Genomic DNA, 16,704 nt, shown 5'->3' with positions numbered 1-16,704 from the left:
GAACCCGAGGATCACGCCATGGACGCGCACGTCCCGGACCCGACGCCGGTCACCGTGAAGACCACCTGCCCGTATTGCGGCGTCGGCTGCGGCGTGCTCGCGTCGCCTGACGGGCAGGGTGGTGCAGAGATCGCGGGCGACCCTACGCATCCGGCCAATTTCGGCCGACTCTGCTCCAAGGGATCCGCCCTCGGCGAGACGCTGTCCCTCGACGGACGTCTGCTGCATCCGGAGGTGGACGGCGCGCGGGCGAGCTGGGACCTGGCGCTCGATACGGTGGCGCAGGGCTTCGCCAGGGTCGTCAGGGAACACGGCCCCGAGGCGGTTGCCTTCTACCTCTCGGGCCAGTTGCTGACGGAGGATTATTACGTCGCCAACAAACTCGCCAAAGGCTTCATCGGCACGCCCAACGTCGACACCAATTCCCGCCTCTGCATGTCGAGCGCGGTCGCCGCGCACAAGCGCGCCTTCGGCTCGGACACGGTGCCGGGCTGCTATGAGGACCTCGACGAGGCCGACGTCATGGTGCTCGTCGGCTCCAATACCGCCTGGTGCCACCCGATCCTGTTCCGCCGCATGGTCGATGCGCGGAGCAAGCGCGGCACGAAGCTCGTCGTCGTCGATCCCCGTCGCACCCAGACCGGGGAGGAGGCCGACCTCTTCCTCGGGTTGAAGCCCGGCACCGACGCGGCCCTGTTCTCAGGCCTCCTCGTCCATCTCGCCGAGACCGGCACCCTCGACGGGAACTTCATCGCCGAACACACGGCCGACTTCGGGACAGCACTGGAGCGCGCCCGCGCCATCGCGCCCAGCATCGCCGCGACCGCCGAGGCGACCGGCCTCGCGCCCGCGGATGTGGCCGAATTCTTCGACCTGTTCGCCCGGACCGGGCGGGTGGTCACGGCCTTCTCGCAAGGGGTCAACCAGTCGGCGCAGGGCACCGACAAGGGCAATGCGATCATCAACTGCCACCTTGCCACCGGGCGGATCGGCAAGCCGGGCGCCGGGCCGTTCTCTCTCACGGGCCAGCCCAACGCCATGGGCGGGCGTGAGGTCGGCGGGCTCGCCAACATGCTCGCCGCCCACATGAATTTCTCTCCCCCAGAGGTCGACCGCGTCCGCCGGTTCTGGGACGCGCCCTCCATCGTGACGGGGGAGGGCAGGAAGGCCGTCGCCCTGTTCGAGGCGATCGAGGCCGGGACGATCAAGGCGCTCTGGGTGATGGGCACCAACCCCGTCGTCTCGATGCCGCGGGCCGACCGCGTGAAATCGGCCATCGCCAAGCTCGACCTCTATGTCGTCTCGGAGGCGGTCGACGACAGCGACACCGTCAGGGCCACGGGCCGGACCACCGTCCTGCTCCCGGCCCTGGCCTGGGGTGAGAAGGACGGCACGGTGACGAATTCCGAGCGCCGGATCTCGCGCCAGCGCGCCTTCCTGAAAGCTCCGGGCGAAGCGCGGGCGGATTGGGCGGTCCTGAGCGAGGTCGGACGCAGGCTCGGGCATGGGCATGCCTTCGCCTTCGACGGGCCTGCTGCCGTGTTTCGCGAGCACGCCTCCCTCTCGGGCTTCGAGAATAACGGCAGCCGCGATTTCGACCTCACCGGCATCAGCGCGATCAGCGACGGCGCCTACGCGGTGACGCGGCCGCTGCAATGGCCGATGCGCGAGAGCGCCGTCGGGGACGCCCGCCTCTTCGCCGACGGCCGCTTCTTCACGCCGGACCGGCGCGCCCGCTTCGTCGCCGTGGCGCCGCCGGCCCTGGCCCTGGCGACATCCGCCGAGCAGCCCTTCATCCTCAATACCGGGCGTGTGCGCGACCACTGGCACACCATGACGCGGACGGGAAAAAGCCAGCGGCTCTCGGCACACCGCGCCGTCCCCTTCGTCGAGATCCATCCGGACGACGCGTCGGCGATGGGCGTCGCGCATGGCGATCTTGCCCAGGTCACGACCGCCCATGGAAGGGCGATCCTCGAAGCCATGGTCACCGAGGGCATCCGCCCCGGCTCCCTCTTCGCCGCCTTCCACTGGAGCGACGCCACCGCCTCGGATGCCCGCGTTGGCGCCCTGGTCCGCGGCGTGCCGGACCCCGTGTCGGGCCAGCCCGAACTCAAGGCGACGCCGGCCTCGATCGCCCCCGTGCCCTACCGCAATCGCGGCTTCATCCTGACCCGCGATGCGCTCAACTTGCCCGAGGGCTGGTGGTGGGCCAGGGCGACGGTCCAGGGCGGCTCGGGCCTTCAATTCGCCACGCAGGAGAGTTCGCGCGAAGTGGCGCTGATGATGCGCGGCCTGTTCCAGGGGCTCGATCTCGCCGAATATGCCGACCATGGCCGCGGCCATTATCGGTGCGCCGTTTACGACCAGGGCCGCCTCGTCGCCTGTCTGGCACTCGCTCCGAGCGCCGTTCGGCCGAACGGGGAGGCCGAGAAGGCCTATTTCGCTCTGCCGGAGCTGGAGGCGAGCGCCCGCCGCGCACTCCTCTCAGGCAGGGCCGAGACAGCCTCGGCCGGGCCGACGGTCTGCGCCTGCCACGGCGTCGGTCTCGACATCATCACGGCGACGGTCGCCGCCGGGGCGGGGAGCGTCGAGGCGGTGGGCGCGGCCTGCAAGGCGGGCACGAATTGCGGCTCGTGCATCCCGGAGATCCGCAAGCTGCTCCCCGCCGCGCTTGCGCGCGACGCGGCCTAGGGCCAGTTTGCGGAAGAACGAGATCCGTTCTTCAAGGACGACCCTCCGTCATTCTGTTGCCGCGAAGCAAGACCGGGATGACGCGAGAGGGTTGAACACCAGAGCGTTGCCATGAGTACACCCCGTCAGCCCCGAGAAACCCGCGCCGCCGGGACCGGCCGCACCGCCGAGGTCGCCGGGCTCGAGCCGCTCGCCGTCCTGCCGGTCTTCGTGCCTCTCCAGGGCAAGCGCGCGGTGCTCGCGGGCTCCAATGGCGGCGCACCCTGGAAGGTGAAGCTCCTGGCCGCCGCCGGCGCCGATGTGGACGTCTACGCCCCGGAGCCGAGCGAGGAGCTGCGTGCCGTGCCCGGCGAGATCGTCGCCGGTAGCGTCACCCTGCACGAGCGCCAATGGCATCCGGCCGACCTGAAGGGCGCCGCCTTCTGCATCGGCGCGATGGAGGACGAGACCGATTGCATCGAGTTCGTCGCCGCCGCGCGCAGGGCCGGCGCCATCGTCAACGCCGTCGATAGGCCGCATCTCTGCGACGTGAAGTTCGGCGCCATCGTCAACCGCTCGCCGATGGTGGTCGGCATCTCGACGGAGGGTGCCGCTCCGGTCTTCGGGCAGACCGTGCGGGCCAGGATCGAGGGCATGCTGCCGCGCGGGTTCAAGGCCTGGATCGGCGCCGCCCGCGACTGGCGCGAGGAGGTGACGGGCCGGTTCCACGCCTTCTCCGACCGCCGCGCCTTCTGGGAACGCTTCACAGATCGCGCCTTCGCGGAGCCCGACCGGACACCGACCGAGACCGATCTCGCCGAGTTGCTCGGCCAGACCGAGGCCGCACCCAAGGGCGGCGCGGTGACGCTCGTCGGCGCCGGGCCGGGCGACGCCGAGCTCCTCACCCTCAAGGCGCTGAGGGCACTACGCAATGCCGACGTCATCCTCTACGACGACCTCGTGGCGCCGGAGATCCTCGATTACGCCCGCCGCGAGGCGCGGACCATGCTGGTCGGCAAGACCGGCCACGGCCCGTCCTGCCGCCAGGACGACATCAACGCGCTGATGGTGTCGCTGGCCAGATCCGGCAAGCAGGTGGTGCGGCTCAAATCCGGCGATCCGCTCGTCTTCGGGCGGGCCGGCGAGGAGATCGACGCTTGCCACCAAGCCGGCATTCCGGTCAGCGTCGTGCCGGGCATCTCGGCGGCTCAAGGGGCGGCGGCTTCCCTGACCGTCTCGCTGACCAATCGCGACGCGGCGCGTCGCCTGCAATTCGTCACCGGCCACGACCGCCGCGGCGCCCTGCCGGAGGACCTGAACTGGGGGGCGTTCGCCGATCCGAGCGTCACCACCGTGGTCTACATGCCGAAGAAGACCCTGCGGGTTCTCCTGGAGCGCGCCGTGGCCGAAGGGCTGGCGCCGACGACGACCGCGCTCCTCGTTTTCAAGGCGACGCGCCCCGACCAGGCCGTGGTCAGCGGCACGGCCGCAGACCTCGCCGACAGGGTCGAGGCGTCCGGGCTCGAGGGGCCGGCCCTGCTGATGGTCGGCGAAGCGCTGAGCCGTGGCCAGGCCGAGGCGACGGCCGAGACGAGCGAGCTCGGGCAGGTCGCGGTCTGAGCCTCAGGACCGAACCATCCGGGCGCTCGCTGCCACGCCCAGGAGCAGGGCGGCGACCATCAGGAGCGCCGTCGACAGGCTGGTGGCATGGGCGACAAAGCCGATCGCCGCCGGCCCCGCGAGTACGCCGGCATAGCCGAGCGTGGTGACGGCCGGGATCGCGAGCCGCTCCGGCATGACCCGCTGGCGCCCGACCGCCGTGAACAACACCGGCACGATGTTCGCGCAGCCTGCCCCGACCAGCGCGTAGCCGAGAAGCGTTGCCTGCCAGGAGGGCACCAGGGTCGCGATCACGAGGCCGGCGGCGGCGATGAGGCCGCCCAGAGCCACGATGCGGGTTCGGCCGACCTCGCGCACGATGGCATCGCCCGTCAGCCGGCCGACCGTCATGGTCAGCGAGAAGGCGGCATAGCCGAGGCCGGCCTGGGAGGCGCCGAGGCCCCGCTCCTGGATCAGGAACACCGCGCTCCAGTCGAGGGCGGCCCCCTCGGTCAGGAACACGGCGAAGCAGAGGAGGCCGAGGACGAGCACGCGGCCGCGCGGGATCGCGAAGGCGGGGCCGCCGCGCCTTTCGCCGGGAAGGAGGCCGGGCAGGGCGGCGGCCAAGGCGGCAAGGATGCAGGCGACCACCGCGACAGCCGCCGTCGAGGGCGAGGCCCCGAGGCTCAGCATCGCGCTGAAGCCGGCGGCGCCGACGATGCAGCCGAGGCTGTAGAGCCCATGGAAGCCCGACATCATCGGCCGCCCCGAGAAGCGCTCCACCGCCACCGCCTGAAGGTTCATCAGGCAATCGAGACCGCCCATCCCGGCCCCGAACAGGAGCAGGGAGGCGGCGAGCAGCACCACGTCCGAGGCGAGCGAAAGGATCGGGAGCGTGACGACGATCGCGGCGACGGCGGTGAGGAGGACCAGGCGGGATCCCAACCGCGCGATCAGGACGCCGGCCACCGGCATCGCCGCGATCGAGCCGACACCGAGGCACAGAAGAAGGAGGCCGAGCCCGCCGTCGTCGAGGCCGGCCCTTGCCTTCACGAACGGCACCAGCGGCGCCCAGGCGGCGACGCCGAAGCCGACGATGAGGAAGAGGAGGCGCGTCGAGAGGATCTCGGCACGGCCGATGGCGGGCGCCGCCGCGAGGGTGGACAAGGCAGGCATGGATCAGAGGTCTAGGGGATCGCTACGGCATCCCTGTGACCGCGTCCCGAGTATCGTTCCCGGGTGATAGGATCGTGGGCGACGGTTTGCCGGATTGCCGATACGGCCGCCATATGGTCTGGCCCCGCACGATACGGGCCCTCGGGGCTCGGGGTTAGGATCGAGAGAGATGTCCCTGCGCCGCGCGCTTCCCCTCATCGCCTTCGCGCTCGGCCTCGTCGGCCTCGTCGCCGCCGCCGTACTCATCCTCGTGCCCGGTGCACAGCAGACCGCGACGAGCAGCGTCGGCGGGCCGTTCACGCTAACCACGCAGGACGGCAAGCGCGTCACCGAACGCGATTTCACCGGATCCGCCCACCTCGTCTTCTTCGGCTTCACCCATTGCCCCGATATCTGCCCGACGACCCTTCAGCAGATCGGCGACGTGCTGAAGGCTCTCGGGAACAAGGGCCGGGACACCAAGGCGCTGTTCATCGCCGTCGACCCCGAGCGCGACACGCCGGAGGCGCTCAAAGCCTATCTCGCGAGCTTCGACCCGCGCATCGTCGGGCTGACCGGAACGCCCGAGGAGGTGAACGCGGCGGTGAAGGCTTACCGAGCCTATGTCCGCAAGGTGCCGACCAAGGGCGACGACTATACCATGGACCACACGGCTTTGGTCTACATCATGGATGCGAAGAACCGCTTCGTGACTGCCCTCAACCTGACGCGGCCGCCGGAGCAGAGCGCGGCCGAACTCGCCAAGTTCCTTTGAGGCCCGACCGGTCCGAGTGCCCCGCTGCGCGAGGTTCGCGAGAGGCCGTGCTCGGTCTTGTTCCAGCGGTCGGGAGCGGTCACGAGTTCGATCAGGCCAAGCCAGGCGGCAAGGCTCATGAGCAAAAAGTAGGCGGGCAGCAACGGCACGAAGGGCAGGAGGTCCCACCAGCCCCTTCGCATCGCGCCGAGGGTGGCGGGAAGAAGCATGGCGAGCAGGCCCGACAGGAGAACGACCACAGCCGTCCCGGTCGGCAAGTTGGACCAGAACCCGCCCGCCGATTCAAGGCGGCTCGGCCAGAGCGCGACCAGAGCCGGGAGCATCAGGAACGGATAGGCGAGGGCGGAGAGGACCGTGCCGGGTACCAGGGCAAGCGTGCAGAGGCTGCCCAGCATTCCGAGGTCGCGAAAGGTCTTCATCGGATGCCGGCCGTGGGTGAGACTGGTCTGAAGGAAACCCTTCATCCAGCGGGTTCGCTGGCCAAGCCAGGCGCCGAGGCGGGCAGGAACCTCTTCGATCGTGTCGCTGGGCAAATCGCCGACATGGTAGCCGGCCCGCGCCAGGCGGATGCCGAGGTCGCAATCCTCGGTGACGTTCCAGGCATCCCACCCGTGGACCGCGCGCAAGGTCGCGGTGCGGAAATGGGTGGAGGTTCCGCCCAGCGGCGTCGGCAGCCTCCAGGCGGCCAAAGCCGGCCCGAGCACATCGAAGAGGGCTGCATATTCGAGGGCGAAGAAGCGCGTCAGCAAGGAGTCGCGAGCGTTGTCGATGACGAGCCGGCCCTGCAGGCAGGCGGTGGTTGAGGAGGACCGCGAGAACATGGCGGCCGCGTCGCGCAACTGCCGGGGATCGGGGACGTCCTCGGCATCGTAGACGACCAGGTGCTCGCCGCGGGCGAGGGGAAGGGCCGCGTTGAGCGCCCGCGGCTTCGTGCGGGGCAGGCCTTCCGGCACGACGACAGTCTCGAACCGCGCGGGCATCGGAATGACGGCGAGGGCGGCGGCGGTCTCGACGTCATGCGCCTCGATCAGGAACTTGATGTCGAGCTTGGCGGCCGGGTAGTCGAGCCGGCTCAACGCCCCGACCAGTCGAGGCACGACCGCGGCCTCGCGGTGGAGGGCGACGAGGACCGTGTAGATGGGCAGGTCGCCATCCGGCAGGTCCCGATCCGCCCGCGGGCTCGCCGGATCGACCGATACGGCCGCCACCCGAAACGTCACGAGGGCGAGGATCCCGAACTGTAGCGTCGTCCAGAGGGCCGTGAGGAGCGAAGCCGGGAGGCTGGCATAGCCGATCACGGCGGCCCAGACCCTCAATCCTGCGCAAGCGAAAACCGGGGAACCAGGACGGGTCTTCAGGGCCCAGTCCGGCCGGCGAACCATAAGCTCGTCGGCCGCATGGGCGGCGATACCCGTTGGATGTTCGGCGAAGACAGCCAGGCGTAGAGCGGTCGGCGTTGTGATCGCCGGCATCCGGCCGTTCGGGTTGCGGCCGGCGAGTAGTTCCCGGATGGCGCCGCCGCGAGGGGCGAAGACGAAGGCCGCGCAGGCGCCCGGCGCCAGCGGCGCGAACCCGGCGACGAGGCTCTCGGGATATCGCGTGCCGGCTCCGAGCGGCAGCGCCGCCTCGAGGAACGGCGCATCGAGGGCGCGGGCCAGTGCCCGGTAATAGCTGGCTTCGCCGACGAGGCCCATCATCATCAGCGCCGTCGCAGCGTCGGTGCCACTGGCCTCGGCCAGTGCGGCGGCCCTTTCCAGGGTCGCGGCGGCAAAGCCATGCGCCACAAGGAAGCCGATCTCCAAAGGGAGCGCACGGGCCTCGCTCGGCGACCATCTAAGTCCGAGGATCGACAACGGCTCCGGCTCCCAGCGGCCGCGGATCGTGCTAGGGGAATGGCGTGAGCCAAACCACCACCATACCTCAGCAGCGCGCCATCACTGCAACCGATTCGTCAATATGCTCGCATGGGTTGCGCGCAGTTTTCGTCGCGCTCGCCCTGATGATCTTGGTCGAACCCAGCCTCGCGCAGCCGGGGCAGGGGGTTACGATTCCGAACTTCTGGAATCCTCGCAGCCGCGGGGAGCGTGTGGAGGCGCCTCAGACCGGACGGGCGGTCCGCTTCCTGACCGACGACGAATTCCCGCCCCTGCACTTCGCCGGGCCGGACGGCACGCCGACCGGCTTCTCGGTGGAGCTGGCCCGCCTCGTCTGCGAGCGCCTGTCGATCACCTGCACGGTTCAGGCCCGCCGCTTCGACACCCTGCTCGACGCCCTGGCCGAGCGGCAGGGCGACGTCGTCGCGGCGGCGATCCCGCTCACGGCGACCCTGCGGAGCCGGTTCCTCGCGACCCGGCCCTATTTTCGTTGGCCGGCGCGTTTCGTCGCGCGCACGGAAAAAGGCCTGCCGCCGCCCTCGGCCGAGGCCTTGGCCGGGAAGGCTGTGGGCGTTATCACCGGAAGCGCCCACGCGGCGTATCTGAAGGCGTTCTTCCCCAAAGCGCTGGGACGCGAGTTTACCGACCTCGCGGCCGCCGAGGGAGCGCTGAAGCGCGGCGAGACCGACTACGTCTTCGCCGACGGGCTCAACCTCGCCCTCTGGGTCGGCGGCACCGAATCCGAGGGCTGCTGCGCGCTGATCGGCGGCGACTATCTCGAGAACCGCTATTTCGGCGAGGGTATCGGCTTCGTCACCCGCCCCGAGGATGCCGCCCTCTCGCGGGCGCTGGACGACGCGCTCCAGCGTATCTGGGACGAGGGAAAATACACCGAGCTGTACCTGCGGTTCTTTCCGGTGAGCCCGTTCTGAGAAGACGGAGCAAAATTCAGAGCCGTCCCGCTTCGCGTTGACCGGCACCGCCCCCCTCCGTACGGTGCCGGTCCTCCAAGACACTCGACAGACTTGCGTTCCTAAAGATCATGCCGTCCCCCCTTGCTCTCGACCCAGACCTCATCGCGGCCGCCGCCAAGGCCACCGCCTGGCCGTTCGAGGAGGCGCGCAAACTGGTGGCGCGGCTTGAGCGCAAGCCCAAGGACGAGGTTCTGTTCGAGACCGGCTACGGCCCCTCTGGGCTGCCGCATATCGGCACCTTCGGCGAGGTCGCACGCACCTCGATGGTGCGCCACGCCTTCCGCGTCCTCACCAACGACAGCGTGCCGACACGGCTCATCGCTTTCTCGGACGACATGGACGGCCTCAGGAAGGTGCCGGACAACGTCCCGAACAAGGAGATGCTGATCGGCGCGCTGAACCAGCCTCTGACGAAGGTGCCCGACCCCTTCGGCACCCATGACAGTTTCGGCGCGCACAACAATGCGGAGCTTCGCCGCTTCCTCGACGCCTTCGGGTTCGAATACGAGTTCCGCTCGGCAACCGATTGCTACCGCTCGGGCCTGTTCGACGATGCGCTGATGACCGTGCTCGACCGCTATGAGGCGGTGATGGCGATCATGCTGCCCTCGCTCCGCGCCGAGCGCTCGGCGAGCTACTCGCCGTTCCTGCCGCTCCACCCGGCCACCGGCGAGGTGATGCAGGTGACCATCGACGAGGTCAGGCCGTCGAAGGGCACACTGGTCTGGCGCGACCCGAAGACGGGCGAGGGCTACGAGACGCCGGTAACAGGCGGCCATGCCAAGCTGCAATGGAAGCCCGACTGGGCGATGCGCTGGGTGGCGCTCGGCGTCGATTACGAGATGGCCGGCAAGGATCTTATCGATTCCGTGAAGCTCTCGGGCGAGATCGCCCACGCCCTCGGCGGCGAGCCGCCGGAGGGCTTCAACTACGAGCTCTTCCTCGACAAGGAGGGCCGGAAGATCTCGAAGTCGAAGGGCAACGGCCTCTCGATCGACGACTGGCTCGTCTACGGCACCGCCGACAGCCTCGCCCTGTTCATGTACAACAAGCCGCGCGAGGCCAAGCGCTTGTTCGTCGAGATGATCCCGCGGCAGGTCGACGACTACCTGAGCTTCCTCGAGAAGTATCCGGGCCAGGAACCGGCGCAGAAGCTCGGCAATCCGGTCTTCCACCTTCATGCCGGCCATCCGCCCGCGGCCGAGGCGGTGGGCAAGGGAGGTGCGCTGACCTTCGCGATGCTCCTCAACCTCGCGGCAGTGGCGAATACCGAGGACCCGGCCGTGCTGTGGGGCTTCATCCGCCGCTACGATCCCGAGGTCGGTCCTTCGACCCATCCGGTGCTCGACCGGCTGGTCGGCCATGCCCTCGCCTATTTTCGCGACCTCGTGCGGCCGGCCAAGACCTATCGCGCGCCCACGGATGAGGAGAGGGCGGCCCTGGCCGACCTTTCTGAGACCCTGGCGGGACACGAGGGCTCGACCGATCCGGAGGGGCTGCAGGCCATCGTCTACGAAGTCGGCCGCCGTCATTTTCCCGACCTGTCGGGCAAGGCGAAGAGCCCGGACGGGCGGCCCGGCGTGTCGCAGGCTTGGTTCACTACGATCTACAACGTGCTGTTCGGCGAGGCGCGCGGGCCGCGCTTCGGCTCCTTCGTCGCGCTCTACGGAGTCGCCGAGACACGGGCGCTGATCGCTCAGGCGCTGTCGGGGGCTTTCGTGGCCGAGTTGGCCGGGTAGCAGCGAGACCAGTGCATCACGCCGCGTCCGCGAGCCCGAGCTGACGCAGACTGAGCGCCCAGACCTTCTCCTGCAGCGCCTCGTCGCGGGCCGCTGCCGAGGGCTGGACCGGACGGCATTTGGCGAAGTAGCGGCCGGAGATGCCGTCGACCTGCGGGGAGGTCGCGAGGTGCAGCGACGTCGCCGCGCCGTCGGAGGGCGCGATAAGGAAGGGGCGAATCAGCTTCCAGCCGAAGCCGAACCAGCCTCCGGTATCCCCGGCAAAACCGGTGGCGACCACCCCGGGATGGAGCGAATTGGCGGTGACTCCGCTCCCGGCCAGGCGCCGCGCGAGAGCGGCGGTAAAAACCACGTTGCCGAGCTTGGCTTGGGAATAGGCCTTCAACGGCGAGTAGGACCGGGTCAAATCGATGTCGTCGAGATCGATGGCGCCGTTCATATGCACCCTAGAGGCGACGTTGACGACCCGGGCCGGAGCGCTCGCCTTGAGGAGATCGAGGAGGCCGAGGGTCACCTGCATGTAGGCGAGGTGGTCGAGGGCCCATGTCCGCTCGATGCCGTCCACCGTAGTCTGGTGACGGTCGAAGATCGCGCCGGCATTGTTCACGAGGACGTCGAGGCGATCGTAGGCGGCGCGGACCTCGTCGATCAGGCGCCTCGTCTCGGCTTGCGACGACAGGTCCGCCACGAAATCGTCGATGCCTGCGCCGGGAACGGCCTCGCGGATCGAGGCCGCGGAAGCCAAGACCTTCCGGGGATCTCGTCCGACGATCCCGACCCTGGCACCGGCGCGCGCGAGGCCGAGCGCCGTCTCGTAGCCGATGCCCGAGGTGGCACCGGTGACGAGACACGTCATTCCTCCCATCGACGTAGCCGCGCCGCTCATCGGCTCAAAAGATCGCCTGGCCGATCGCGAAGGCGATCACGACGATGACGATGGCGAGGAGCAGGAACAGCCCGAACAGGATGCGGGCGAGCGAGCCCGCGCCCGACGCGATCCCGGTAAAGCCGAGTCCGCCGGCGATCAGCGAAACCACGAAGCAGATGAGGGCCCATTTCAGCAAGGTCATGGATCGGGTTCCGAAGATGCGAACGAGCGACAACAACCCCGCCGGGAAAGCGTTCCGCCAAGCTTGTAATTCGCCGCGGCCCTTGAGTGCCGTCAGCCCTCCGCCCGGCAGAGCCGCCCGACCTCGGCCAGATAGGCCTTGGCGTCGATTTTCTTTAGCGAGTTCTCGCTCTGGTATCGGATGGTTCCGAACACCTTGCGCCTGGCCCAGGGACGGTCGTGGAGGCCGTAGACCCAGGCGACGTTGGTGAAGGAGTTCGGGTCGCGCCCGTCGAGGAAGTAGCGGTTGTTGAGCCTCAGCGTCCGGGCGAAACCCTCCTCGGGGCTCGGCGACCATTCGAGGATCTTCTTGCCCCAGTACATGCGCAGGTGGTTGTGCATGTAGCCCGTCACCCTCATCTCGGCCTGTGCCGCGTTCCAGTAGATGTCGTGCGTGCGACCCTCGGCGAGGTCCTCCTCACTGTAATCGTAGGGACGCGGATCGCCGGCATGCTCGGCAAGCGCCGCCTTCGCCCAGTCGGGGAGGGCACCCTCGTAGCTGTCGTAGCGAGGCGTGAAGTGGACATGGTTCATCGCCAATTCGCGCCGGACGACGAGTTCCTCGAGATACGACGCCTTGTCCTCGGGGCCACCGGCCTGGGCCGTCCTCACCGCGAGGGCGATTTCGACGGGCGAGACCTGCCCGAAATGCAGATAGGGACTCATGTGCGAGGCGGCCCCCGCCTCCGGCCGGTTGCGCTCGGTGCCGTAGCGGCCGAAGGGGCCGGCGAGATAAGCCTCGAGGCGCCTCAAGGCCTCGACCCGCCCCCCCTTGAACCGCTTTACCGGCGCGACCGACCGGTCGAGGCTCAAACCCGCGAGAACCGAGGCCGGGTTGCTAAGGTCGACCTCGCTCCAAAGCCCGAGATCGCCGGCCAGATGCGTCACCGCCCGGGCTTCCAGCGGAGCGATGTAATCGTCCATCAGCCGCTGGATCTTCGGCCGGAGCGTGCGGGCAGCGAATTCATGCTTGTTCGATGCGGTCTCCACCGGAACCACGACGTCGCCCTCGACCTGCAGGATGCGCAAACCCTCGATCACCGCGATCTCGTCGTACCAGCGTTTCTGGATCGCGAGATAGCCTCGGTCGAGGACGAGGAGGGTGGCCCGTTCGGACAGGGCCCGAGCAAGGTCGGCGGGAGAGGCCTTGCGGACCACGAAGGCGATGCCGCGTTCCTCAACTGCCTCCTTGGCGTCGCTCAGACCCTGAAGCATGAACGCGTAGTGCCGGGCGTTCGCCTCGGGAAAGCCGCTGGCACCATCCAGGAGTCCGAAGGCGACCACCACCGGGCACCCGAGCCGATTGCCTTCCTCGACGGCGAATTCCAAAGCGGGGTTGAAGCCCGCGCGCTGGGATTGCTGCATCAGGTAGAGGACGTATTCGCCCTTCGGCCGAGGAGGGTGGTCGGCAAGGAGGCGGATGCGCTGGGCCGGGATCGTCATCGAGGATTCTCGCTCGCGACACCGCATGCGGCGATGCGCGATGGCGGGTCTGACCGAACCCATACCGGATCGCCATGGGCAGCCGGCGCGGGATTTGGTCACGGGCTGGCAAACGTCCCGATGAAAGGAGGTCAGCGATTCGTCGGGCGCTTCTCGAACTTGGCGACGGGAGGCATTGCGATCGGGAGTGCAGCCCGCGGATTCAACGCCAACAAGGTAGCGCGCCGCTCAGGCAGCATCAGCTACCGCCGGCGAAATCATCATGATAACCGATCGTTACCTCGGGCAGCTGCCGTCAATACAACCGCTCGTCCTGTGTACATTGCTCAAGCGAGCCTGCGACATTTTGGTTACATGACGACGGCAATGAGCTGGTCTGCGAAAAAAGCGTCAGTCGTCCTGCCCCACATCCCTTGCAATTTTTACGCGCTGTATCAGATTGTGCGATGCGGGAGCGCGATGGCGTCGCGGTCCTGCTGCCCTCCTTGGGCGTTTCCTCCCTAGACTTCGGGCCGCTCTTCGGAGCGGCCTTTTTTCTTTCTTCCCCCGGCGCGTATTCAGCTTCTGGCGCGGGCGCGGATCATGAAGTTGTCGTAGGTGTATTCCGCGACCTGGAACCAGAGATATTCCTCGTTGCGGAAAGTCTTGAGAGCGTCGTGGATACGTTTGAAGTCGGCATTCTTCGCCGCGGTCTCGACGTAGAACTCGTTGGCGTTCTTGAGAGCCGCCTCCATCACATCCTGTGGAAACGGGCGAAGTTGCGCGCCGCCGGCCACCAGCCGACGCAGGGCGGTGGGATTGCGCGCATCGTATCTCGCCTGCACATCGGCATGGATCTGTGCGGCCGCCGCCTGCAGAATCGCGCGATAGGCTTTCGGCAAGGCCTTCCAGCGCTCGGCGTTGATCCAGGCGAAGAGCAGCGATCCGCCCTCCCAGAAACCGGGATAGTGATAGATCGGGGCGACCTTCTGCAGCCCGAGCTTCTCGTCATCGTAGGGACCGATCCATTCGGCGGCGTCGATCGTCCTCGCCTCCAGGGCACCGTAGATCTCCGGACCCGGCGTGGCCTGCGGCACAACGCCGAGGCGGGAGAGGACGCCCGCGCCAAGGCCGCCGACCCTGAGCTTCAATCCCTGAAGGTCCGCGACCGCCTTGATCTCACGCCGGAACCAGCCGCCCATCTGCGCGCCGGTATTGCCCGCGGGCAAGGCCACCAGTCCCTGCTTGGCGAAGACCTCACCGAAGAGGTCGGCCGCCCCGCCTTGGAGCCACCATGCGTTCTGGCCGCGGGCGTTGAGGCCGAAGGGCAGGGCAGTGGCAAGGGCGAAGACCGGGTCCTTGGAGAGCGTGGCCGGCCCGTATCCCATCTCGACGGCGCCCGAGGCCACCGACTCGATCAGGGCATCGGGACCGATGGGCTCGCCCGGACCCTGGAGCTGAATCTGAAATCGGCTGTCGGTAGCCTCGGAGACGATGCGGGTCAGGGCCTCAGCGGCACCGAACAGGATGTCGAGCCCCTTGGGGTATCCGCTGCTGAGGCGCCAGCGGATTTCGGGGGCAGGCTGGGCGACGGCCGGTGCCGCCAGGGTGGCTGCGGCTCCTGCCAGTCCGGCACCGAGAACTCCGCGTCGCGGGAACGATGGGGTCATGCTTGTCCTGACTCCGTGGGACGTGTCGGGGCGGAAAGTGGCGAGGAGATCGGTCTCCTGCACGCTTAAGGCGCCGATTACGAACGGAACAGGGCCGGATTCGATCCCCTGAAGCGGGTCCGGTGAGTCCCTCAGTTGGCGTAGGTGAAGGTGCCGTCCTTCCAGACGTAGAGGACGTAGCCCTGCGCTGTGACGTCGCCCTTCGCGTCGAAGCCGACGGGTCCGAGGACGAGGTCGAAACGCTCGGAATGCAGCGTCGCGGCGATGCGCCGGGAATCCACGCTGCGGGCGAAGTTGCCGGCGGCGACGAGGGCCTGGAGTGCGGCATATCCGTAGATGGTCGACCCTTCCGGCTCGGTACCCTCGGCCTTGAAGGCCTGGACGACCTGCGCCGCCTCGGGCTTGCGGCGCGGATCGAGGTAGAATGTCATCAGGGCGCCGTTGCTGGCCGGGCCGGCGAAGGTGGCGAATTCCTGGGTGGCGATGGCGGACGTGCCGAACCATTGCGGCTTGAACCCGCGCTCGGCCGAGATCCGCACGAGGCGGCCCATCTCGCGGGCATCGCCGCCGTAATAGACCACCGCGATCCCTGCCTCCTTGAGACGGTCGGCGAGCGCCGCGTCATCGCCGTCGCTGGGCGTGAACTGCGTGCTGATCGCCTCGTTGGTGCCGATGCGGTTGAGGTTCTCCTTGGTGGCGGCCGCGAGGTTGCGGGCACCGGGCGTCTGGTCGCTCAGGATCGCGATCTTGCGATCCCGGAATCTCTCGGCCAACACCGTCGCCGAGAGCTTGGCCTGGTCGTCGTCACGGCCGCAGACGCGGAAGATGGTCGGCAATCCCCGATCGGTGAGGCGGGACGACACCGAGGCCGCCGTGATCATCGTGGTGCCGTTGGCGGCATAGATTTCGGAGGCGGCGATCGATGCGTTCGAGCAGACGTGACCGACCACGAGCCGGACGCCGCTGTTGGCGTAGTGATTGGCCACCGCCACCGCCTTGTTCGAGTCGCAGGCGTCGTCCTGGACATCGAGGCGTATGGGTTGCCCGTCGAGTCCGCCCTTGGCGTTGAAATCGCGCGCCGCCGCCTCGACCCCGCGCAGCACCTGTTCGCCGACCCCGACATAGGCGCCCGAGCGCGGCACCGCGACGCCGATCACCACCTCGGCCCTGGCCGCGCTGGATAGGACACCGGCGAGCAATCCTGCCAATGCGAGAAGAGGAGCTCCCCGTCTGATCATGTCGCCCCGTATCACCGTCCTGTCCGAAAGCCCCACGATCCGCCGCCTGACATCCTGAGATGCCAGAGGAGCTCATGGCGACCGACCGCGCGGCACGTTCGGTCGCCGGTCCCCTGAGGGATGGCATGCCAGAACGCAAGAGACAAAGCCCGCGACGTCCTGGTCGACGACATCGCGGCCGATGACATTGGCGGCGCCGCCGGTCTGAACCGGCTCAGCGAGAGACGGAGTAGACCGAGGCCGCGGCCGAGACCGGTGCCGTCACCGTCGAGAACACGGAGAGGACTTTTTGGACTTCGGTGAAGGGAGCGTTTGAGACGTAGACGAGGTCGCGGTTCCGCATGCGGAAGGCCTGGGTGAGGAACAGGCTGTTGGGGTCGCGCATGTTGATGCGGTAGACGACCATCGCTCGGTCGACTTCCCGTCCCTGACGAAGCCGCTCTTCCAGGACACCAAGGCGGTGTTCGGCTCCACCGA

The 16,704-nt window shown here is 68.3% G+C and carries 12 protein-coding genes and 1 pseudogene; 5 read left to right on the top strand and 8 right to left on the bottom strand.

What is annotated here, in order from left to right:
- Window positions 1-18 precede the first annotated feature (18 nt).
- Together K2Y56_RS08970 and cysG are read left to right on the top strand one after the other, a co-directional pair.
- Window positions 19-2,694 (top strand): nitrate reductase, encoded by a 2,676-nt coding sequence (locus K2Y56_RS08970; protein ID WP_292507028.1) that lies wholly within the window; start codon window positions 19-21, stop codon window positions 2,692-2,694.
- A gap of 111 nt (window positions 2,695-2,805) precedes the next feature.
- Window positions 2,806-4,293: a siroheme synthase CysG gene (gene cysG, locus K2Y56_RS08965; RefSeq protein ID WP_292507027.1), complete on the top strand. Its 1,488-nt coding sequence runs from the start codon at window positions 2,806-2,808 to the stop codon at window positions 4,291-4,293.
- Between the two features lie 3 nt (window positions 4,294-4,296).
- Here the strand turns inward: cysG and K2Y56_RS08960 are convergent, their stop codons facing one another.
- Window positions 4,297-5,448: an MFS transporter gene (locus K2Y56_RS08960; RefSeq protein ID WP_292507026.1), complete on the bottom strand. Its 1,152-nt coding sequence runs from the start codon at window positions 5,446-5,448 to the stop codon at window positions 4,297-4,299.
- A gap of 169 nt (window positions 5,449-5,617) precedes the next feature.
- Between K2Y56_RS08960 and K2Y56_RS08955 the strand changes: the two genes are divergently transcribed.
- The gene (locus K2Y56_RS08955; protein WP_292507025.1) at window positions 5,618-6,202 is read left to right on the top strand and encodes an SCO family protein; all 585 of its coding nucleotides are present in this window, start codon (window positions 5,618-5,620) and stop codon (window positions 6,200-6,202) included.
- On the opposite strand, the gene K2Y56_RS08950 is transcribed toward K2Y56_RS08955, so the two are convergent.
- On the bottom strand, window positions 6,109-8,055 hold the full coding sequence (locus K2Y56_RS08950) for a glycosyltransferase family 2 protein (RefSeq protein WP_292507024.1): 1,947 nt from the start codon (window positions 8,053-8,055) through the stop codon (window positions 6,109-6,111). The genes K2Y56_RS08955 and K2Y56_RS08950 overlap by 94 nt on opposite strands.
- A 146-nt stretch (window positions 8,056-8,201) precedes the next feature.
- Between K2Y56_RS08950 and K2Y56_RS08945 the strand changes: the two genes are divergently transcribed.
- Together K2Y56_RS08945 and K2Y56_RS08940 are read left to right on the top strand one after the other, a co-directional pair.
- Window positions 8,202-9,008: a transporter substrate-binding domain-containing protein gene (locus tag K2Y56_RS08945; RefSeq protein ID WP_292507132.1), complete on the top strand. Its 807-nt coding sequence runs from the start codon at window positions 8,202-8,204 to the stop codon at window positions 9,006-9,008.
- Between the two features lie 110 nt (window positions 9,009-9,118).
- On the top strand, window positions 9,119-10,789 hold the full coding sequence (locus K2Y56_RS08940) for a lysine--tRNA ligase (protein ID WP_292507023.1): 1,671 nt from the start codon (window positions 9,119-9,121) through the stop codon (window positions 10,787-10,789).
- A 16-nt stretch (window positions 10,790-10,805) separates the two neighbouring features.
- Here K2Y56_RS08940 and K2Y56_RS08935 read toward each other — a convergent pair whose 3' ends face one another.
- The 6 genes and pseudogenes from K2Y56_RS08935 to K2Y56_RS08910 form a co-directional block, all read right to left on the bottom strand.
- The gene (locus K2Y56_RS08935; protein WP_292507131.1) at window positions 10,806-11,654 is read right to left on the bottom strand and encodes an SDR family oxidoreductase; all 849 of its coding nucleotides are present in this window, start codon (window positions 11,652-11,654) and stop codon (window positions 10,806-10,808) included.
- Window positions 11,655-11,679: 25 nt separating this feature from the next.
- Complete coding sequence (locus K2Y56_RS08930) at window positions 11,680-11,859, bottom strand: DUF1328 domain-containing protein (RefSeq protein ID WP_292507022.1); 180 nt, start codon at window positions 11,857-11,859, stop codon at window positions 11,680-11,682.
- Between the two features lie 92 nt (window positions 11,860-11,951).
- Window positions 11,952-13,340 carry a deoxyribodipyrimidine photo-lyase gene (locus K2Y56_RS08925; protein WP_292507021.1) on the bottom strand — a complete coding sequence of 463 codons (1,389 nt, stop codon included), beginning with the start codon at window positions 13,338-13,340 and terminating at the stop codon, window positions 11,952-11,954.
- 557 nt (window positions 13,341-13,897) lie between these two features.
- Window positions 13,898-14,989, bottom strand: a complete 1,092-nt coding sequence (locus K2Y56_RS08920) for an ABC transporter substrate-binding protein (RefSeq protein ID WP_292507020.1) — start codon at window positions 14,987-14,989, stop codon at window positions 13,898-13,900.
- Between the two features lie 131 nt (window positions 14,990-15,120).
- Window positions 15,121-16,227 (bottom strand): branched-chain amino acid ABC transporter substrate-binding protein, encoded by a 1,107-nt coding sequence (locus K2Y56_RS08915; protein WP_292507019.1) that lies wholly within the window; start codon window positions 16,225-16,227, stop codon window positions 15,121-15,123.
- A 214-nt stretch (window positions 16,228-16,441) separates the two neighbouring features.
- Window positions 16,442-16,704: pseudogene (locus K2Y56_RS08910) on the bottom strand (hypothetical protein); the annotation flags it as partial.

The sequence above is a fragment of the Methylobacterium sp. genome (genome assembly GCF_019745455.1).
GTDB lineage: Bacteria > Pseudomonadota > Alphaproteobacteria > Rhizobiales > Beijerinckiaceae > Methylobacterium.
This window is presented reverse-complemented; position numbering and strand designations above follow the sequence as displayed.